The sequence below is a fragment of the Paenibacillus puldeungensis genome, assembly GCF_042678945.1.
GTDB lineage: Bacteria > Bacillota > Bacilli > Paenibacillales > Paenibacillaceae > Fontibacillus > Fontibacillus puldeungensis.
Genome location: NZ_JBHTLM010000010.1, coordinates 140,109 through 160,866, shown reverse-complemented (window position 1 = coordinate 160,866; position 20,758 = coordinate 140,109). Strand labels below are relative to the sequence as shown.

Here is a 20,758-nt window from a genome sequence, read left to right as displayed (position 1 = left end):
AATAAAGCTTATGGATATTTTATGCATATTAAAGGTACTGTCCAACAGCACACGTCTTCAAATTTTGGAATGGTTGAAAAATCCCGAGGAGCACTTTCCGTCCCAAGTTCATTTGCCAAAAGAATATGGCTTTGAGGGGGGAGTATGTGTAGGAACCATATGCACAAAGACGGGATTGGCCCAATCGGTGATTTCCGGGTATTTAGTGAAGATGCAGGAGGCTGGGCTGCTCGAGTCAAAACGTTTAGGTCAGCACACCTGTTATAGACGCAACGAGAAAAATATCGAAGCGTTCAAGCATTTGATTCAGCGTGAATTGTAGGATTCCATCATGAAGCAGCAGTCCTTTAGCAAAGCCGCGGCGGGCTGCTCCTTCACGAACTTAATATCTACTTTTATGGATATATGTATATCAAAAAAATGGAGGTAATTATGAAAACATCCCAATCTGTGCAATCTTTGTTTAAACCCTTTACCAGTGAAAAAATGAACCTGTCCAATCGCATTGTGATGGCGCCGATGACCCGGAGCTTCTCTCCAAACGGGGTACCTGGACAAAACGTTGTCGATTATTACAGACGCCGCGCAGAAAATGAAGTCGGTCTGATCGTTACGGAAGGGACCGTCATCAATCATCCGGCCTCGGCGCACGGACCAAATGTGCCGCATTTTTATGGAGAAGAAGCCTTAAACGGATGGGCTAAGGTTGTAGAAGCGGTGCATGAAGCGGGCGGCCGGATTATTCCTCAGCTTTGGCATGTGGGTACGGAACGCAAGGTCGGCAGTCTGCCGAATCCAGAAGCTTTGCCTGTAGGACCTTCGGGGTTAACTGCAACCGGGGAAAAAGTGAGCGAACCGCTGACCGAGGCGGAGATTTCCGCAATCATTGACGCTTTTGCTCAGGCGGCTGCGGATGCCAAGCGCATCGGCTTTGACGGCATTGAGCTTCACGGCGCGCACGGCTACCTGATTGACCAATTCTTCTGGGAATTCACTAACCGGCGTACAGATCGTTATGGAGGAGATATGTTGGCGCGTACCCAGTTCGCTGTGGAAATCATTGAAGCGTGCCGTCGTGCGGTGGGTCCGGACTTCCCGATCGTATTCCGTTTCTCGCAATGGAAGTCGGGGGCTTATACGGCAAAATTAGCCGAAACCCCGGACCGGCTTGCGCAATTTCTGAAGCCGCTGGTCGATGCTGGCGTGGATGTGTTCCACTGCTCAACTCGCCGTTTCTGGGAACCTGAATTTGAAGGCTCGGACCTGAATCTTGCGGGTTGGACGAAAAAGCTGACCGGCAAGCCAACGATTACGGTGGGCTCGGTTGGCCTGGACGATGAGTTTATGAGCCTCTTTACCCAAGGAAAGGGCGCCCAAAACGCAAATATTGACGGACTGCTCGAGCAGCTGGACCGTGGGGAGTTCGACTTGGTCGCCGTGGGTCGCGCTTTGCTGGTTGACCCGGCCTGGGCATCCAAGATTCATGACGGTAAAGTTGATGAGCTGGTTCCTTTCACATCGGATGCTCTCAAAACGCTGTATTAATTTGGATAATGGAAATTTATGTATAATTTGTAGTTTCCTTTGCTTTGCAGTAATAATTAAAGACTAGCTCCAAGTTTATCAGCCGACGGGAAGAAACCCCTGTCGGCTGATAATTTTTAGATAGGAAACTGAATCATTCGAGCATTTAAGTGTACAACAAAGTGATGACCAGCAGCTCATAAAGAACAAGCGTCAGGATGAGCTCATCGCTGCTAAATGGAGAGAACAGACCGCGAGGCTGCCCCGGCCCCCTGCGCACGGATAAATACATAAATCCACGATCACAGTTTACGATTCTCCCCGTGTACGTTTGACCGTCCAGCGTTTCAATCCTTACCCATTGATTTCTGTGTTGCTGGCAAATTTGGTGGAGACGTCTTCGAATGGTTCTTAAATTTTCGATCGATTCCCGATCAGCACGATACAGCACCGGTTGAGGGGGTACTCCAGGATGCGAGGGCATCCCTGGTTGCGGAAACAGCCCAGGTTGGAAACTCATTTATTCACTACCTTCCTATATTTAACTACTTCATCGTATGCCTATGGTGGGCACTTGGTTCATTTTCATGAGTATGAGATCATAAGTGGAAGTAAACATTAACAGCATTAGAATTGTTTTACTGTAGTTAAGAAAGCAATGCAGCCGTAAGGGAAAAGGGGGAATACGATGATTAAGCATGAAGCGAGCATAAAAGCAGGGTGGAACTTCGACAACAGCTACGCCGGTCTGCCGAAGTTCTTTTTTACCCGGATGGAACCATCTCCTGTCAGCGCCCCAAAGATTGCGGTTCTGAATGAGCCTTTAGCAGCCGCGCTGGGGCTTGATGCCAAAGCGCTACAGCAGGAGGATGGTGCAGCGGTGTTTGGCGGCAACCGGGTTCCCGAGGGAGCGCAGCCGCTGGCTCAGGCTTATGCCGGGCATCAATTCGGGCATTTTACGATGCTGGGGGATGGCCGGGCGCTGCTGATCGGAGAGCAAATGACACCTTCCGGGGAACGGTTTGATATTCAGCTTAAAGGATCAGGCAGAACGCCTTATTCACGCCGGGGTGATGGCCGGGCAGCGCTGGGGCCGATGCTTCGGGAATATATCATCAGCGAAGCGATGCATGCCTTGGGCGTACCTACGACGCGCAGTCTGGCCGTGACGACGACCGGAGAGAATGTCATTCGGGAAAGTGAGCTGCCAGGTGCCGTTTTAACCCGTATAGCCGCAAGCCATATCCGCGTCGGGACGTTTGAATATGCGGCTCATTGGGGCACCGAAGACGATTTGCGAACACTGGCGGATTACACGCTGCAGCGGCATTATCCGGAAATCGAAGCGGGGGAGAACCGCTATTTATCCCTGCTTCAGGCTGTCATTCGGCAGCAGGCGGAGCTCATCGCGAAGTGGCAGCTCGTTGGCTTTATCCACGGGGTAATGAACACCGACAATATGACGTTAAGCGGCGAAACGATCGACTATGGGCCTTGTGCTTTTATGGATGTGTATAATCCGGGGACGGTATTTAGCTCCATTGATCTGCATGGGCGTTATGCCTATGGCAACCAGCCTTATATCGGGGCATGGAACCTTACGGTGCTTGCGGAAACTCTGCTACCGCTGCTGCATGACGACCGGGAGGATGCGATCGAGATGGCCGAGGAGGCTATTGCACAATTTAACGGCTTGTTCAGCGCGCATTGGCTTAAAGGGATGCGAGCAAAGCTCGGGATCTTTGGCGAGGAGCCGGAGGATGAATCTCTGATCAAAAATTTGCTCATGCTCATGGAGAAATATCGTGCGGATTACACGAACACGTTCCTTGCTCTTACGTTTGATAAAAGGGAGGACTCCGTCTTGTTCGGTACCGAGGAGTTTGCCTCGTGGAAGGAGCAATGGCAGGGTAGACGCAGCAGACAGTCAGAGTCTAGTGAAGCCTCCTATCAGCTTATGCGGCGCAGCAATCCGGCGGTCATCCCGCGGAACTACCGGGTAGAGGAAGCCCTCGAAGCGGCGGTGCAAAGAGATGATTACAGCGTCATGAACCGCCTGCTCAGCGTCCTATCGCGTCCCTTCGACTATTCTCCGGATCAAGCGGAGTATGCCAAACTTCCAGCCGAGGCGTGCGGCCCGTACCGGACCTTCTGCGGAACCTGATGGGGACCGGGAAACCACGATAAAGTTGTTACCATACACACCTGCCCTCGCAATCCGTCTTTGCAGATGATTTGCTGTAGTGCAGAATAATGAGTAAAAATTGGGTTCCGTGCGCAGAACGCAGAACTCACTAGATGTATTTTATACAGTTAAATACAGCCTTATTGGCAACTTCGGGATTTTAAATGCAAAAAGTGCATCTAAAGGGAGTAAAATGCCCACGCCAAGCCAAATCACTCAAGTTTAAATGTACGTAATGCAGCTAAAATCGAAAAATTCACAATTCTCTCTAAAATAGCTGCACTATTTACATTTAGTTGTGAATGGCAAGCGAGGGAGAAGCCAAATGGATGTCCCCACATACTAAAAACCAAAAACGCCACTAGGCGTTTTTTTCTTTTCGCCAAATTCATTATAGCTATTCTTTCCCAAAGGACAGCATTAAACTTTGATATGATAAGCAGATAGGGCTTATGTTGGGGGGAAGGCAATGCTAGATGTATTTGATGTAGCTAAGGTATTTGTAGAGTATGTTAAAAAAGCCGGATGGGCGGTTTTTATGAGGAGCTAAAAGGTGTGTTGGACAAAATCGTCACAGCGTGCGAGATGAACGATTACGATACCGCGTATTTCGCGGCGATTCAGGCGCAGGAGGAAACGGCCCGCTTTATATTTTTTGCTGAAACCGGACAGTGGCCATGCAGCTTCATATCAAAGATTAAGGGGTTCCTATCAACCGTTTTGCGGATATAGCGACTTTTGAGTCGTTTCTTGAGTCTAACTAAACATCAGGAGGCAAAGAAATGATTGAGGAAATCATCCAGCTAGATAACATCGAGATAAATGTAAGGTATGCATTAGACCCCCATAAGCCAGTTGTTCTGTTTATTCATTTTAGCGGCGGGAATTTGAATATGTGGGACGCAGTTATACCGCAATTTGAACAGGAATACAGTATCATTGCTCCTGATGTCAGGGGACACGGTAAATCCGGGAAACCTTTAACGGGATATCATATTGATGATATGGCTAATGATATTTATTTATTGTTGCAGCGATTAAACGTAGAACAATGTCATGTCGTAGGCAGTTCGATGGGGGCTGAGATTGGTCTAAGTCTTGCTGCGTCGCATCCGGAGCTTGTGCGTTCCTTGATCTGTGAAGGGGCTATGTATAATGAGTTCGGAGAATATGGGTTATTTAATGGTACGGGGGAAGAGATCCAGCGCCGCAAAGAAGAAGAACAGACGCGATTGGCTGAAAGGGTAGAACGTGTATTTAAAACGAAAGAAGAATATGTCGAAGAAGAACGGGCGGAGTTAACACAGGAGGGATTGTGGAATGATAATTTCCTAGCCTTCTTGGAAAATAGTCTGCAACAGTTGCCTGACGGTAATTTTACATATTGTTTTCTAAACCGAGTTAGAACAGAATATGTTCAAAAATATTGGGATCTGAAGTTTGAGCAATATTACAAAAAGGTGCAATGCCCCGTTTTATTCCTCCCCAGCGATGAGGAGTGGGCGGATGAGAAAATTAGAAGCAGTTTGCACTCATTCGCTAGTCTGCTGGATGAATACGAAATTGAGCGTATCGAAAACTCGATCCATGCCTATGTCTGGATGCTGCTTCCGACTGCAGCAGGTCAAGCAGCCAAGAGATTCATAAGTAAGTATGAAATAGTCAAGGAGGGAAATTAGTATGAAAAAAATAACCCAGCCATGGATTAAGCTCGTAGAGACTTTAAATCGTGACGATTATGAACGGATTCATAAGCTTGAGGAGGAGTGTACCAAGGATAATGCGGTAGCTCTCAAGCTTGAGCTTGATTATAAGCTGGCGGCCACCTCTGATGCGGTAAGCCAACCCGGCATGAAAAACATAAATGAATTTATGTTTTTCGACGGACCGGAACTCATCGGTTACATGGGCATTAACGCCTTTGGAGGGGGAGGCATGCCGATTGAAGTGAACGGCATGGTACATCCCGAATATCGGCGCCAAGGTGTTTTTAAGCGGCTGAGCGAGCTGGTCATAGCCGAGTGGAAGCGAGGGAAAGCCGGGTCCATGCTGCTGTTAAGCGACCGAAAATCGGAAGCCGGGCAGCAGTTTATCCGAGGAACCGGGGCCAAATACGAACATACGGAATATGAAATGTATCTGAGGAACGATGACGCAGCGACACCGACTGTGCAGCAGCTGTTGCCAGGATTGACGTTTAGAAAGGCGACCAATGCGGATGCTTTGGAAATAAACCGGCAGAACGCCATTTATTTTGGAGAGGAATTTGATACCACAAGTGATGAGCCGGAATTTCTTCCGGAAGAGGAGGAGAAGAGAGGGATGACGATTTATTTCGCGGAATATGGCGAGACAGTCATCGGCAAAATCCACCTCGAGCTGCATTCCGGTCTCGGCGGCATATACGGCCTTGGCGTTCTTCCCGAGTATCGCGGGAAAGGCTTTGGACGCGCCATTCTCACCATGGGCGTCCATAAATTAAAGGAGGCTGGCGCGAACGAAGTTATGCTTCAGGTAGCCGTCAATAACGCCAACGCCCTCCACCTTTATCAATCGTGCGGCTTTGTAGAGACCTCCACGATGGACTATTATGAACTCCGCGCAGACAAGTGAAATAAATTAACAAAGGTCACCGGCTCCAATCCTAAAACAAGGATGGCGGGTGACCTTTTTTTGAGCGGCTATCGCGGATTGACCTTCACTTGTGCCCCTTTTCCGGACGTCTGGATTCCGGTTTCCTTCGCGCCCGCTTCCTTCAAGTCCGCGAGCAGTCGCTCCAGCACTGCTTTGGCGGCGGCAGCTTCCTTCGAACCGGACGCCTTTACGACAAGCTGTACGGACTTGCCGGAGCGAAGGTGCTTGTCCGCTTGACGCAGCTTGGTATCGTAGTCGTGCTCCTCTATATGAGCGGTGAAGCGCAGCTCCTTGGCTTTCTCCCCGCGCCGATCACCGCCACCGCCTTGGCTCGCGCCAGGCTTGCGGGCTACCGCCGCTTTTGCTTTGCCTTTCGCCATCAGGCTGCAGGGCGGCGGGCTGCTCATCAGCGAGGTGCAGACCAGATCGGCCCCGGCCGCCTTGGCGAGCGCCAGCGCCTCGCTTCTCGAGACAACGCCCAGCTGCTCGCCATGGAGCCCTGTGAGCACCACTTCCGATGCTCTGATTTGTTCATTCATGAGTACGGCTGCCATTGTACAATACCTCCCGTTTACATCATAAGGACATCATATACACAACCCGGGGGCAATTCAATGGCGGGAGAGCATTGCATTTTCCATTTCTAGCTCCTTATAATGTTCTTGAAACGAAAAAACACAGTCTGGTTGGTAGTCCAGGCGCATGGAGGATGGTCGGTGTAAGCCGTTTTCCACTGCTATCCATGTCAGTAGCCTTCCCCCTCGGGATGTCCGTCGTTTCTCGTTATCATAGAGGGGGATTCAAGATGAAGCTTACGGTTTATCATGATGGACAGTTCTGGGTCGGAGTGATCGAAGATCAGGACAAAGGGAAGCTGAAGGCCGCCAGATACGTATTTGGCAAGGAGCCGCAGGATGAGGAAATTCTGCAGTTCATAGGAAAGGAAATGGGGAACCTGCTGAGCGGACTTTCCCAAGAGATCGCCGTCAAGTTTTCGGAAACGAAGCGGGTCAGCCCGAAACGCCTGGCTAGACAGGCTGCCCAGGAGGTCAAGCAAAAAGGGGCCTCAACCTATGCGCAGGAGGCTTTGAAGCTCGAATACGAGCAGTGCAAGCTGGAGCGACAAACCTACTCCAAACAGCAGCGGGAAGCCGCGAAGGAGCGCTTAAGGGAGCTCAAGGTACAGAAGGCGAAGGCGAAGCACCGCGGTCATTAAGCATTACCGAAAAGAGGTCCAATAGTAAAAGAGACCGCTTGTTGGTGTCCTTTGAGATGGCTTTGACTTCTACACTGGAAGGATGAGAAGGAAGAGGGGATGGTATGGGGGGAACCCCATGCCATCCCCTTTTCTGTTTCTACTTCGAGTACCTTTCGTTTCAAGATAGTTTTTTCGCCGGGAGAGCCTTTTTTTATGCGTTCCAGAGGGGCGAGGCATCGGCAATAAACTGCTTTTGCTTATCGAACGCTTCTTTTACCGGCATGATGGAACGATTGGCGAAGAACCGGCTGACAAAACCTCCCGCTAATGGAACGTATCACCGATTGAAGAAGAATTTAGAGGGAAATTCTCATGCTAATTGTCCACCGATCACCGATTAGGAGTAATTAGAGGGAAATCCTCCTGCTAATATGATGCATTACCCTCAATACAGACGATATTAGTAAAATTAGTAGGAGGTTTTCCTGTTAATTCATCCCAATCTACTCTTTTCACAAAAAATAACGGGGGGTTTTCCTGCTAAATTCCCATGAAAGGTCATTCATCGCCAACCCTAATTTTATACAATTAACCCCGTATTGTAGCATCGGTGAACAAATGAGTGGTAGTGGCATTATATTACCGCCTTAACAGTGGAGATTTTGATGCCTGGCTGTTCAGTTCACTGTACTACGCAAAATTTTGGATGGATCGCCAACCTCTTTGCACACAATAAATCTTGAATATAGACAATACAGATACCCCAGCGAGTGAGGAGATGTTTCAATTGTTGCGTAGAGGTAGCCTTGTGCTCGTTAGCTTGTTTGTTCTACTTTTTGCGGTCACGAATTGCATTAGAGCTGAAGCAGGTGATTCGCTAACAGGCAGGACCAATCAGGCAGCCAAAGCTTCGGCTCCAGCTTTAGTCGGCTTACCTGCTTCAACTCTCGTTCCTGCCTCAGCCCCCTTGTCGCCCTCCGTGCCAGCCCCGTCGTCATTACTCGAATCGCTCCGGCAGGGCGGTTACATTTTGTATATAAGACACGGTGAGGCCACTGTTGGAGAGGACAAGCCTACGCTCGTTTTAGACGATTGCAGCACCCAAAGGAACCTGTCACCGGAAGGTCGAAGGCAGGCCACTGCCCTAGGGGAGACGCTGCGCCGGCTGCAAATTCCCATCCATGATCCGGTGGAAGCCAGCCCTTTATGCCGAACTAGGGAGACAGCGGCGCTAGCCTTTGGAGCTCCCCATGTGCAGACAAATCCGTTTTGGCTGCAAATTTATGCCCTTGGCGGTGGCAGCGTCACCCCGGCTCAGCAAGAAGCAGCCCTTTCCGGGCTGACTGCCATGCTGGAGCGAATTCCTCCCTCAGGTACGAATCGAGTCATTGTAGCGCATAGTTTCCCGTCCGGTATTGGCTTGGGTGATATTCCAAACGCCGGGATCGTTGTTGTCAAGCCCGGGGGCGAGAACCAGGGTTATGAAATTGCAGGCCGGCTGTCCTTAACGGAGCTGATGAACTAAGCCTATAGGAACGCACAAGCTCTGAATTTTTTTTCCTTTTTTAACGGTGAATGAAGAAGAGAAATAGCGAACAACGGCTGGATAGTACGATAATTCGAAGCCTTTCTCCACTCCTGTAAGGAGTGGTTTTTTTATGTTCAGAGAGTTCAGGAAATTCCAAAAATGATTTCAGAAAGTTACAAAAAGGTACTTTTTACCGGAGATATACAGGAGTAAACTAGTGAAGATACGAGTACATCGTGAATTATTGAACGAGAGGAATGATCGGTTTTGAAAAAAAGAATGCTATCAACGCTGCTGGCTGCTGTGCTATTAACGGCAAGCATCGGAACGGCCTCTGCCGCAGGAACCGGCAAAGTTATTTCCCAGTTGCCTAAACCGGTGTGGAGCCAGCCCAAAGCTGCTGGGGATCTTGGACGCGTACAGGAGTCTCCGCACGAGGTAAGCTCGCTGAACACCGTCTACCTGCATACCAAAGAGAAACATGCGACGACGAAAACGAAGCTTTGGCTGGTAGATACGCTGAAGTCCTATGATATGCAAACCGGAAAACTTAAGTGGTCGGTCAATTTTGCAGATCCCGGAACGGCTATGGATCGCGAATCGAAGCCCTATTTAGTCGGACCAGATGGAACGGTGTATGTTACTTTTGTAGGAAATTCTTCCCCTAACAGCACTCAAATTTATGCTGTAGGACCCGATGGAAAGCGAAAATGGAAGGTGAACTTGTCCAAACGGGACGGGGATTTGTTTTTGCTGGATAACGGCAATCTCGTGTTTGCATCAACGGGAGCATGGGATAAGGACAGTAATTTTATAGGCGGCACTATAACACTGTTAAATAAAAACGGCAGTAAATTAAAAACGATCCCTTACAAGGGAACAGTCCTCGCGGCGGGGAATCGGGTCCTCATTCAAACCAATTATAAAACTGGGAAGGGCTCCCGGCTCGAAGCGCTTGATTCTTCATTGAAACGCGTATTTGCATATCAGTTTCCGGCGGGATCCTATGCCGAGGTCGACTACGATTATGTGCTAAACGATGGCTCAGTAGTCGCTCGGACCAATCTGGAGAAGACAGGAAACCGCTTGATCGGCTTCAGCCCAAGTGGGAAGTTGCTCTGGGGGAGAGATATTGCCGGTAACGCTTTAGTTGCTCGGCTTGGTAGCAAATACGGTGTATATGAAAACAACAAGCTTTCTTTGTACACTACAAAGAATTTCCTGAAAACGGCCACAATAAAGGATCATTCGGAATTTGATATTTCTCTGAGTAAACTCCCTGACGGCAATCTGGATTTGAACTTTGTAGGCTCAAGCGAGTATATCCTGAATCCGTCAACACTTGAAGCAGAATACACCTTCAAGTTTGGAGAGGACGTTATGTTCAGTTACGTAGGAAATGGAGTAGGATACATCATCACGGATCACGGAGTTTCACGGTACAAGTTCTAATCTTTCTCTTTTGAACAGTGTAACGAACTGAATAAGCGCTATTTTGGCAGATTAAGCAGAATGATAAATCTAACGCACCCCAACGTCCTTATTTGACCTAAAAAGCCACAAAAACGGCCCATAATCATGAAATAAGCACTCCTGAGTTCGTTAGACGAAGCAAACTGCCGAAATCAGCCGTATAGCGTGTCTCAGTTTCGTTAGCGTGATTTAGCTAGTTTCAATAACATTAGATCTCAAAAACAAAGGCGAACGAGACAATGCTTTCGTCAGCAAAATTCGTACCGAAAGCTTTTAGCTTTTCCGTCGGAATATTATGTCTCTCCTTCTCTTATTTTCAATGCATTTCTTCTTATCGCCTTAAACGGATGCTCCCGCATTATTGGGACGCATCCGTTTTTTCTTAGATTGGCGCTCTGGCAGGTCTTGGAATCGCAATTATTCTGATTTTTGAGAAAGCTGAATCCGGTATACGCTTTTATTTTTGGACGCAATTGTAGGCGCTTTAATTGGCGAAGCTAATTTGGAGGAAACCAGAGGCGTGCTGGTTAAAGGGACGCAAAGCGTCATGGGTACGGTCATCCGAGTACTCGCGGCTGGCGTGTTGGCGGGAGTTGTGCCAACGTCCAATTTTTCATTGTAAAAAGTCAGTAACATTGTGGATGGGTAACAATGTGGAGAAGTAAGCGGAAGTGTATAGTTAAGCTATACCGCAAATGAGAAAGATAGTCTCATAAAGCACCTAGAAAACATCCTAAAACGTGTGTCTTTCGATGAGCGTGGGGGTTTGCCGGGGAGCGTACGATGACTGTAAGAATAATGAGGTTTGTCAAACTTGCACATATGAAAGCACCATTAATGCGGCACTGGCCGTCAAGTTGGTGACGGTTTGATTCCAGGCAAAGAGGATCGGTAGGAGTGATAGGATGAAGATTATGATAGTGCCCGACTCTTATAAAGGGAGCCTCAGCTCCAAAGAAGTGGCGGATTGCATGGAGCAAGGTATTTTGGAAGTGCTACCCGAAGCACATATACGCAAAATTCCCATCGCCGACGGCGGTGAAGGTACGGTAGAGGCCATCCTCAGCATTACTTCCGGTGAAACCCGTCAATTGGAGGTTATCGGGCCACTCGGCGAGCCGGTAACTGCCATTTACGGTATTTTTGACAAAGGGAGCTCGGCTGTGGTTGAAATGGCCTCTGCTTCAGGTCTTACGTTAGTACCTAAAGATAAATTAAATCCATGGATCACCACGACTTATGGAACAGGGCAAATCATTAAGGCTGCACTTGAGACGGGTGTTCACAAGCTGGTGATCGGTATTGGCGGAAGTGCCACCAATGATGGCGGTGTCGGCATGGCCCAAGCGCTTGGTGTGCGGTTCTTGGATACCGAGGGAGAAGAAATCGGATTCGGCGGCGGGGAATTGCATCGTATATGCTCGATCGATACTACGAATGTTCATCCGGCAATAACGGAGTGTGAAATAACGATTGCCAGCGATGTGACGAACCCGCTGTGTGGGCATGAGGGTGCAGCCTGGGTTTTCGGCCCGCAGAAAGGTGCTACCCCAGAAATGGTTATCAAGCTGGATGAGGGCTTAAAACATCTTGCCGCTAAAATTAGGGAACAGCTCGGTATTGACATCGAGAACGTGGCTGGGGCGGGAGCTGCTGGGGGCCTCGGAGCTGGTCTTATGGCTTTTTTAAAGGCGAAGATGGCCCGGGGGATCGATATAGTGCTTGATGTAGCACGTTTTGACGAGGAGGTCCGAGATGCAGATCTTGTTTTCACCGGAGAAGGCAGAACCGATGCCCAGACGGTCTTTGGGAAGACGCCGGCCGGAGTGGCCAAATTGTCCAAGAAGTACAACAAACCGGTCATTTGTATTTCCGGTGGAGTTACGGAGGAAGCCTTCGAAGTCTACAGTATCGGTATAGATGTAGTGATCGGGGCGACGCAGGTTCCCATGACACTGGAAGAGGCTATCGGCAGAGCCCCGGCCAATATTCGCCACGCTGCTTCTTCCGTATTGCGCTCGATTCTGATTCCGGAGAAATACGGTATAGGAAATGTTTATAATTTACCGCAGATTAAAGCAAGAGGCTAATCATTTTTCATTCATCGAACACGGAGGCTTTTAAATGATTAACGACACAGCAGAACAGAATCATTCGGTGGTGACAGGGACGCCGAGCATTACGGAAATGACGGTCATTCCGGTTGCGGGTCGGGACAGTATGCTTATGAATTTGAGTGGTGCACATGGCCCGTACTTTACGCGCAATATTGTTATCCTGAAGGACAGCTTGGGTCACATCGGTGTAGGTGAGGTGCCGGGTGGGGAAAAAATACGTAAAACGCTTGAGGATTCGCGCGACTTGGTGGTTGGCCAATCCATCGGGATGTACAACAATATTCTGAATCGGATGCGTATTGCATTTGCCGATCGCGATTCTGGCGGCCGAGGCTTGCAGACGTTCGATCTTCGAATAGCTATTCATGCCGTCACGGCATTGGAAGCAGCACTGCTTGATCTTGTCGGTCAATATCTCGGCGTTCCCGTAGCCGCCTTGCTCGGTGAAGGGCAGCAGCGTAAGAAGGTAGAGATGCTCGGATACCTGTTCTATATCGGCGACAGAAATAAAACGGATCTTCCGTATGCTCCCTCTTATGAGGGCGATTGTGCCTGGTATCAACTTCGCCGTGAGGAAGCCATGACTCCGGAAGCAGTTGTGCGCTTGGCCGAAGCTGCGTATGAGAAGTACGGGTTCAACGATTTTAAGCTCAAGGGTGGCGTTCTGCAAGGAGAAGAGGAAATTGAGGCGGTTACAGCTTTGGCTGAACGGTTTCCTGATGCGCGGATTACGCTTGACCCTAACGGCGGGTGGCTATTGAAGGATGCTGTACGACTTTGCCGTGACAAGGGGCACATACTGGCGTATGCCGAAGACCCTTGCGGAGCTGAGGAAGGTTATTCGGGCCGTGAAATTTTGACCGAGTTTAGAAAACAGACAGGACTTCCTACGGCTACCAACATGATCGCAACGGACTGGCGCCAGTTGGGACATGCCATCACTCTGCAATCCGTCGACATTCCTCTGGCTGATCCGCATTTTTGGACGATGCAGGGTTCCGTGCGCGTGGCGCAGCTTTGTCATGAATGGGGACTTACCTGGGGTTCGCATTCCAATAACCATTTTGATATCTCGCTCGCAATGTTCACACATGTGGCAGCGGCGGCACCGGGTGTTATTACGGCAATTGATACCCATTGGATTTGGCAGGAAGGGACGGAACGTTTGACGAAGGAGCCACTGCAAATCATCGGCGGCATGGTAGACGTCCCGGAAAAGCCGGGGCTGGGTGTGGAAATCGATATGGAGCAAATCATGAAAGCCAATCAATTGTACCAAAGCATGGGGCTAGGTTCCCGGGACGATGCGGTAGCGATGCAGTATTTGATTCCGGGCTGGAAGTTTGACAACAAACGGCCGTGCATGGTGCGTTAATTAGAAATTAAGTTCTGTAAGGGAAAGAGGAGGAATCACACGATGAAGAAAATCGGATTTATTGGACTTGGAATTATGGGAAAACCTATGAGCCTTAATTTGATTAAGGCCGGCTACAGTCTGGTCGTCATGGACCGAAATGCTAAAGTAGTGGACGAAATGAAGGCGGCAGGCGCATCCGTTGCCGCTTCTCCTGCGGAAGTGGCGGGACAGGTGGATGTCGTCATTACAATGCTGCCAAACTCGCCTCATGTGAAGGAAGTTGTTCTCGGCGAAAACGGAGTTGCCGAAGGGGCCAAACCAGGCACCGTAGTCATCGATATGAGCTCCATCGCTCCGCTGGTAAGTCGAGAAATCGCCGCTGCTCTTGAGAAACGGGGAATTTCATTTCTGGATGCTCCGGTAAGCGGTGGAGAACCAAAGGCCATCGATGGTACGCTGTCTGTTATGGTGGGCGGAGATAAGAAGCTGTTCGATGAACATTATGACCTATTAAAAACAATGGCTGGTTCGGTCGTGCATACTGGTGATGTTGGTGCGGGAAACATCACAAAATTGGCTAATCAGGTCATCGTTGCCCTGAATATCGCCGCTTTGTCCGAAGCGCTTGTTCTTGCCAATAAAGCGGGAGTAGAGCCGGATCTGGTATTCCAAGCGATACGCGGCGGTTTGGCCGGTAGTACGGTTATGGAGGCTAAAGCTCCGCTTATGCTGGATCGGAAATTTGATCCTGGGTTCCGCATCGATTTGCATATCAAAGATTTGACCAATGCACTAGAGACTTCGCATGGGATTGGTGTGCCGCTCCCACTTACCGCCTCGGTGCTAGAGATGATGCATGCGCTGAAGGTTGATGGTTTGGGCAGCGCCGATCATAGTGCACTAGTTCAATATTATGAAAAGTTGGCTAAAACGGAAGTGAAACGCTAATCTGCGAGGAGATACCGCTATGGATACCCATTTTATACGTGGGGTTATTCCCCCGATCATTACACCGGTTGATGACAAAGAACGTCTGGATGAGCAGAGCTTGCGTCGTATGGTAGACCATGTCATTGAAGGCGGAGTTCATGGCATTCTTGCGCTGGGCAGCAATGGGGAGTTTTTCGGACTTGATCCAGAAGACCTTGGGAAAGTCGTTGGTGTCACTGTCGAGCAGAGTGCGGGAAGGGTACCGGTTTATGCCGGCATCGCCTCGATTACGACTAGAGAAGGGGTCAAGCAAGCCCGATTATACGAAGAGCTTGGAGCGCAGGCCATCTCCGTCTTACCTCCGATGTTCGTGACACCGACTGAAAATGAATTGTATCAACATTTCAAAACAATCGCGGAATCTACCTCCTTGCCCGTTTTGTTGTATAACAATCCGGACAAGGTCGGTAACAATATAACGCCACGCTTGCTGGAGCGGCTTGTTGAAGTGCCCAATATCGTCGGGATCAAGGAAAGCAGCGGAGATCAAACCCAGACGGCCGAATTCATCCGTCGCACAAGGGATAAAGGCTTTAAGGTACTGGCTGGCAGGGATATCATGATATTGAGCACTCTCGTATACGGCGGCGTTGGCTGTGTGGCTTCGACAGCCAATGTCGTGCCTCGACTGGTTGTGGAAATTTACGACAAGTATATGGCTGGCGACCTGCAGGGCGCTTTAGAGGCTCAATACAAGCTGGCTCCGCTTCGGATGGCCTGGAACCTTGGTAGCTTCCCTGTGGCTACCAAAGATGCTGTTAATTTATTAGGCTTACAGGCAGGAAAACCTATTCTTCCGAATACGTCTTGTTCGGAAGAAAACTTAGAAAAAATTAAGAAAATACTAGAGGATATGGGAGAAATTAATCAATAACCATATGTCAGAAACCTAATATCTTCTGAGCTTAATTCTGCGATATGATTAGCAGAGGTAGCCGGCTGCGCAAACCGTAGCCGGCTATTCTTATATCGCTGTCAGGGGGAGCACTTGATGAAAATTACTACCGAGCTGGCATTGCCGATTGCAAGTCAACTTATGTCTGTGATGGATTTCAACATCAATATTATGGATGACCAAGGAATAATTGTGGCCAGCGGTCAGTCCCAACGCATTGGGCAACAGCATGAAGGCGCTTTGCAGGTACTGGCTTCACGAACCCAGCAGTTGATTGGCGAAGAGGAGTGCCGAAGTTTGCCAGGCTCCAAGCCAGGTGTTAATCTGCCTATTGAATTTCAGAATAGTATCGTGGGTGTGGTGGGGATTACCGGTGACCCTTCCGAAGTCTATAAATTCGGTACCATTATTAAGATGAACGTGGAAATTCTTTTGGAGCAAATACATATGAACAAGCAGCTCCAGTTCCGCAAAATGGCGCTGGAGGGCTTCATAATGGAATTGATTGCTCCTCACGATTTGCGGGAGAAGAAGCTGAAATTGACGGCCCGTTCGCTCCAGATTGAGCTGAACGAGGAACGAATCGTCATGGTAGTGGAGATTGAGGAGATGAAATGGTCCGAGGAGATGACGGGCGGTGACGCGCTACAGAGAATTAATGAGCGGAAGGACCACTTTTTGAACGGGCTTAAGGCGCTTGTCAGTTTTCAATCGTTTTATACCTATATTGAGGACGGTGCTTTTTTTATTGCTGTTCCGGCAGCAGAGCAGCTTCATAAACCGGTTTATGCCAAAATCGAGCAATATATTAAAAAAATGGGATATCGCTACTATATAGGCGTTGGGTATCCTCGATCGGGTCTGGCGGGATATAAAGCTTCTTACAATGAGGCCCGCAGCTGCATTCGTTTAAGCAAGAAATTCGAGCAGGGGCCAAAAGCAACGAGTATCGATGAGTGGGGGATTGTTCCTTATTTGGATACGATACCGCAGCCGATACAGAATGAATTTATGCAAAAATACAAATGGTCCGGTCAGTTGAATGAGGACTATAAGCAAACGCTCCGGACATTTATGGATTGCAATCTGGATGTCAAGGAAACGGCAGCGCTTTTGCATGTACACCGAAATACTTTGTTTTATCGGCTAGATAAAATATCTCAGTTACTGCAAATGGACTACCGGAAATTCAATGATCTGGTCAAAATCAAACTGCTACTAACCTTTGAGCAATTGCAGAAATAAACGTGAGGCACTGGGGCTTGTGCTACAGTACAATTTTCACGTAGAAAATGCCGCTGAATTTGGATAGGCAAACGATGTGGGAGCAAGAGCCGAATGATATATTTTAACTATCGGAGGCACACTTATCTTCCGAAGTCATTCGATAGCACTCTCACTCACGCGTGGTTAAAAGAGTTGAAATCGGTAACATAAGGGGGAAGTAACTCTGCTTGGTTAGTTTTTATCGATCACTTAAAAGTGCATTCAAACTAACGGGGGTTTATGCAAACGTCTTAACAAAACCAAAAACCAGCAATGGGAGGGACATTTTTTGAAAAAGACATTTTCAAGCGTATTGGCAGCAGTTATGGTATTTTCCGTTTTGCTCAGCGGGTGCGGGTCCAAAGACAGTAATAGCGCTGGAACAAATGCATCATCCGCAACTCAAAAAAACGAAAGCGCTACAAATACCGGAGATATTACCAAGAAGGTTCCGGAAGGGGCAATGAAGATCAGCCCACAGTTAATCGGCTACCAAAACGCTGAAATCGAAATTACCTGGCAGCCGAATCCGAGCCAGTCGCTGGAAGCTACTTCTCCGGCTCGGGTAGATTACCTTACCAAGAAAATGAAAGCATGGATCGAAGAACATCCTAACGTAAAAATTACGCCGATCAGCACGAGTAGCAATTCGAGCGACAATATGGCCAAGCTGCAACTCAAGCTTAGTGAAGGAAGCGCACCAGATGTGGCCGCAGTGGATTCATTCATGATGCCGACCGTTGCTGAATACGCGCAGCCTTTGAACGACGCCTTCGCCGCGAAGGGTATTTCAATCGACGATTACTTTCCCTTCATGCGTAGTACGATGCAGCCAGGCGGGGAAGGTACGGATATTCTCAGCGATTGGTATACGACAGACGTTCGCGCTTTGTACTACAGAAAAGATTTAGTTAAAACCCCTCCAAAAACCGTTGCCGAATTGATAAGCACGGCTAAGCAAATTCAGGAAGACAATAAGGGCATGACTGGCCTCATTTATGTTGCAGGGCGTAACGAAGGCGCTGTCAACAACCACCTTGGCATCTACTGGAGCCAGGGGGTCAAGCTTCTGAACGAGGACAACAGCTTGGCTTTCAAGGATGGTAAGGGAAAAGACGCAATGTTAAACTTTCTCAAGTTCTTCCAGGATACGTTGAAGGAAGGCGTAACGCCGCAAAGAGTTGTGGAATTTGAAAAGGAATCGAGTATGTTTGGTGATCTTTCCACCGATAAGTTCGGCATGTTTATTGCTTCCAGCTCTGCCGTCCCTCAGCTCGGGGAAATCATTGGTAAGGAAAATTTCGAAAAGAAATGGGGAGTTGCCGAACTGCCCGTGATTAATGCTGGCGACACCAGCACATCCTCGGCAGGTGGCTGGACTAATGTGGTGTTTAGTAAGGACAAGGAGAAAGCCAAACTGGCCGCTGATTTTGTCCTCAGCCTCTACTCAGATGACTCCGCTGCCGGGGAATGGTGCCAAATCGGAGGGTTCCTCCCGACAAGAAGTTCCATTTATGAGAAAACTCCTTTCTTCGCGGATAACGAATATTACAAGAGCTTTAAGTCGTATCTTGATCATGCACAAAGCCGGCCGCCAGTTCCCGAGTATACAAAACTCTCCGGTGAGCTCCAAGTTGCCATCGGCGATATTATTACTGGCGCTGCAACGGCAGACGAGGCTTTGCAAAACGTAATAAAAAAAGCAGGCAAGTAATATCAGGGAGTGAAACGCATGCTTCAAACCGCAACAGAACAACCCAAAAAGGGAGCTGTAAGCAACCTGCTGCACGGACCGTTCTTATGGATTGCTCCGCTGGTCATCGTGCTGCTCATCACCTTCGTGTATCCGGCTTTTGAAGTGATTCGCTACAGCTTCACCGATGCATCGCTGACAGGAAAAGATTATTCCTATACGTTCAGCTCTTATCTCGATATTTTTAGCGACAAACAGGTTTATCAAACGTTGTGGACAACCTTTGTCTTTGTCTTCTTCAGCGTCGTCGGCCAGACGGTTTTGGGGCTTGCGATTGCACTCGCCATCGTAAAGGGAGAAGAGCTTAAACTTCGCGGCACAGTGTTCGTGCGGGTGGTCACCCTGTTAGCATGGGCCATACCTGGAGTTATCATCGGGGTAATTTGGAAGATATTCCTGAACGAATCTGAATCCGGGATTTTGACCTCCCTATTGCATTCGATCGGCATCAACAATGTTACATTCCTGACTGCAGGCGGTTCGGCTTTGGTTTGTACGATCATAGCTAACATCTGGAGAGGCACCGCCCAGAGTATGATTCTTTCTTATTCCGGGCTAAAGACTATTTCCAAGGATATCATGGAAGCGGCCGATATCGATGGAGCGACTTCCTGGCAAAGATTGATTCACGTGACCATTCCTTCAATTATGTCAGTGATATCGATCAATGTGATTCTTAACATTATCATGACCTTCAACACTTTTGATATGATCATGTCGCTGACTTCCGGCGGTCCCGGTAATTCCACGGAGGTTCTGGCTTTAACCGCCTACAACCAAATTTTCGTGAAAATGAATTTGGGCTCAGGCTCGGCTTACGCAACGATTCTACTGTTGATCAACGGACTGATGGCGGCGTTCTATTTCTGGTTCCTGAGACGCAGCGGCGACAACACGAATTGAATACTTTATCCGTGACGTGTGTATCCGAAAAGCCTTTTCGGATACACACGGTCTATGTTAGGAGATTGGATAATGAACAAGAGCGCTAAAATAAAGGCTTCAATAGGCTTATACTTCGTGTATATCCTGATTTCCCTCTTTTTCTTGCTGCCATTCCTGTGGCTTGTATCCTTATCGTTTAAAACGGTGCCGGAGCTGTTTGCTGCTCCTCCCAAGCTGTTGCCGAATCAATTTAATTTTGACAACTATCGTTACGTCCTTTGGAAGACAGACATTTTCGGTTATTTGAAAAACTCGCTACTGATTGTTTTGGCTACGGTGGCAGGTACCTTGTTACTTTGTATACCTGCAGCTTACGCTTTCTCAAGATTCAATTACAAAGGGAAAAAAGCGACTATGTTGGCCGTTTTGTTCTTTCAAATGATTTCCCCCTTGATCGTAGTCATTCCTTTGTATAAATATTTAAGCAGCTTGGGTCTGTTGAATAATTACGGAAGCCTGATCTTCGTTTATATCGCTATCACTCTTCCCTTTGCCGTCTGGTCTATCAAGGGCTATGTCGACACGGTACCTAAGGAATTGGACGAAGCGGCTGCGATTGACGGGTGTAATAGATTTCAAACCATGTACATGACGATTCTTCCTTTGATTGTTCCTGGTGTTGTTTCCGTCGTCATTCTCGTTGTCGTAAAAAGCTGGGCACAATTTATCGTACCGTTCATTCTCTTGAATGATTCAAGCAAGTACCCGATCTCAGTTGGATTGGTTAATATGCAATCCACCGCGGATTCCATCACAACGCATTATTTGGCGGCTGCCGCAGTTATCGGCATCTTCCCGACCTTGATCATCTTCATTATTTTACAAAGATTCATTGTTTCCGCGATGACGGCTGGTGCGGTTAAAGGATAAGGGGACAAGTTAGAACATCAGGA

20 protein-coding genes and 1 pseudogene are annotated in these 20,758 nt (G+C 48.4%); 18 read left to right on the top strand and 3 right to left on the bottom strand.

All coding sequences use genetic code 11. The features are described 5' to 3' along the window. Positions 1-10: 10 nt before the first annotated feature. Positions 11-322 (top strand): ArsR/SmtB family transcription factor, encoded by a 312-nt coding sequence (locus tag ACFQ3W_RS15190; RefSeq protein WP_379320084.1) that lies wholly within the window; start codon positions 11-13, stop codon positions 320-322. A 110-nt stretch (positions 323-432) separates the two neighbouring features. Continuing rightward, complete coding sequence (locus tag ACFQ3W_RS15185) at positions 433-1,545, top strand: NADH:flavin oxidoreductase (RefSeq protein WP_379320083.1); 1,113 nt, start codon at positions 433-435, stop codon at positions 1,543-1,545. Positions 1,546-1,690: 145 nt separating this feature from the next. Here the strand turns inward: ACFQ3W_RS15185 and ACFQ3W_RS15180 are convergent, their stop codons facing one another. Then, the gene (locus ACFQ3W_RS15180) at positions 1,691-2,044 is read right to left on the bottom strand and encodes a hypothetical protein (RefSeq protein WP_379320082.1); all 354 of its coding nucleotides are present in this window, start codon (positions 2,042-2,044) and stop codon (positions 1,691-1,693) included. Between the two features lie 168 nt (positions 2,045-2,212). Here ACFQ3W_RS15180 and ACFQ3W_RS15175 point away from each other — a divergent pair, with 168 nt between their 5' ends. Next, entirely contained in the window at positions 2,213-3,688 is a 1,476-nt protein-coding gene (locus ACFQ3W_RS15175; RefSeq protein WP_379320081.1) for a protein adenylyltransferase SelO, read from the top strand. A 233-nt stretch (positions 3,689-3,921) separates the two neighbouring features. Here the strand turns inward: ACFQ3W_RS15175 and ACFQ3W_RS15170 are convergent, their stop codons facing one another. Beyond that, the gene (locus ACFQ3W_RS15170) at positions 3,922-4,101 is read right to left on the bottom strand and encodes a hypothetical protein (protein ID WP_379320080.1); all 180 of its coding nucleotides are present in this window, start codon (positions 4,099-4,101) and stop codon (positions 3,922-3,924) included. A gap of 163 nt (positions 4,102-4,264) precedes the next feature. Here ACFQ3W_RS15170 and ACFQ3W_RS15165 point away from each other — a divergent pair, with 163 nt between their 5' ends. From ACFQ3W_RS15165 to ACFQ3W_RS15155, 3 genes are read left to right on the top strand one after another with little or no spacing between them, the layout of a single operon-like run. Beyond that, a complete protein-coding gene (locus ACFQ3W_RS15165) occupies positions 4,265-4,441 on the top strand; it encodes a hypothetical protein (protein WP_379320079.1) in 177 nt (58 codons plus the stop codon). A gap of 50 nt (positions 4,442-4,491) precedes the next feature. Further along, positions 4,492-5,388: an alpha/beta fold hydrolase gene (locus ACFQ3W_RS15160; RefSeq protein WP_379320078.1), complete on the top strand. Its 897-nt coding sequence runs from the start codon at positions 4,492-4,494 to the stop codon at positions 5,386-5,388. 1 nt (position 5,389) lies between these two features. Then, positions 5,390-6,322, top strand: coding sequence for a GNAT family N-acetyltransferase (locus ACFQ3W_RS15155; RefSeq protein WP_379320077.1), 933 nt, complete (start codon positions 5,390-5,392; stop codon positions 6,320-6,322). A gap of 68 nt (positions 6,323-6,390) precedes the next feature. On the opposite strand, the gene infC is transcribed toward ACFQ3W_RS15155, so the two are convergent. Further along, positions 6,391-6,897: a translation initiation factor IF-3 gene (infC, locus tag ACFQ3W_RS15150; RefSeq protein ID WP_379320076.1), complete on the bottom strand. Its 507-nt coding sequence runs from the start codon at positions 6,895-6,897 to the stop codon at positions 6,391-6,393. Between the two features lie 251 nt (positions 6,898-7,148). Between infC and ACFQ3W_RS15145 the strand changes: the two genes are divergently transcribed. The 12 genes and pseudogenes from ACFQ3W_RS15145 (at position 7,149) to ACFQ3W_RS15090 (ending at position 20,735) form a co-directional block, all read left to right on the top strand. Beyond that, on the top strand, positions 7,149-7,559 hold the full coding sequence (locus ACFQ3W_RS15145; RefSeq protein WP_379320075.1) for a YjdF family protein: 411 nt from the start codon (positions 7,149-7,151) through the stop codon (positions 7,557-7,559). A 769-nt stretch (positions 7,560-8,328) separates the two neighbouring features. After that, entirely contained in the window at positions 8,329-9,066 is a 738-nt protein-coding gene (locus ACFQ3W_RS15140; protein ID WP_379320074.1) for a histidine phosphatase family protein, read from the top strand. A 270-nt stretch (positions 9,067-9,336) separates the two neighbouring features. Beyond that, positions 9,337-10,521, top strand: a complete 1,185-nt coding sequence (locus tag ACFQ3W_RS15135) for a hypothetical protein (RefSeq protein ID WP_379320073.1) — start codon at positions 9,337-9,339, stop codon at positions 10,519-10,521. Between the two features lie 407 nt (positions 10,522-10,928). Then, positions 10,929-11,149 (top strand): annotated as a pseudogene (locus tag ACFQ3W_RS15130) (GntP family permease); the annotation flags it as partial. 298 nt (positions 11,150-11,447) lie between these two features. Beyond that, the gene (locus tag ACFQ3W_RS15125; RefSeq protein WP_379320072.1) at positions 11,448-12,632 is read left to right on the top strand and encodes a glycerate kinase family protein; all 1,185 of its coding nucleotides are present in this window, start codon (positions 11,448-11,450) and stop codon (positions 12,630-12,632) included. A 34-nt stretch (positions 12,633-12,666) separates the two neighbouring features. Then, entirely contained in the window at positions 12,667-14,034 is a 1,368-nt protein-coding gene (gene gudD, locus ACFQ3W_RS15120) for a glucarate dehydratase (protein ID WP_379320071.1), read from the top strand. 42 nt (positions 14,035-14,076) lie between these two features. Next, a complete protein-coding gene (gene garR / locus ACFQ3W_RS15115) occupies positions 14,077-14,964 on the top strand; it encodes a 2-hydroxy-3-oxopropionate reductase (protein ID WP_379320070.1) in 888 nt (295 codons plus the stop codon). A 19-nt stretch (positions 14,965-14,983) separates the two neighbouring features. Continuing rightward, positions 14,984-15,880 (top strand): 4-hydroxy-tetrahydrodipicolinate synthase, encoded by an 897-nt coding sequence (gene dapA / locus ACFQ3W_RS15110; RefSeq protein ID WP_379320069.1) that lies wholly within the window; start codon positions 14,984-14,986, stop codon positions 15,878-15,880. Between the two features lie 117 nt (positions 15,881-15,997). Next, on the top strand, positions 15,998-17,146 hold the full coding sequence (locus ACFQ3W_RS15105; RefSeq protein WP_379320068.1) for a CdaR family transcriptional regulator: 1,149 nt from the start codon (positions 15,998-16,000) through the stop codon (positions 17,144-17,146). 310 nt (positions 17,147-17,456) lie between these two features. Then, entirely contained in the window at positions 17,457-18,881 is a 1,425-nt protein-coding gene (locus tag ACFQ3W_RS15100; RefSeq protein WP_379320067.1) for an extracellular solute-binding protein, read from the top strand. A gap of 18 nt (positions 18,882-18,899) precedes the next feature. Then, a complete protein-coding gene (locus ACFQ3W_RS15095) occupies positions 18,900-19,823 on the top strand; it encodes a carbohydrate ABC transporter permease (RefSeq protein ID WP_379320066.1) in 924 nt (307 codons plus the stop codon). 72 nt (positions 19,824-19,895) lie between these two features. Beyond that, the gene (locus ACFQ3W_RS15090) at positions 19,896-20,735 is read left to right on the top strand and encodes a carbohydrate ABC transporter permease (RefSeq protein ID WP_379320065.1); all 840 of its coding nucleotides are present in this window, start codon (positions 19,896-19,898) and stop codon (positions 20,733-20,735) included. Positions 20,736-20,758 lie beyond the last annotated feature (23 nt).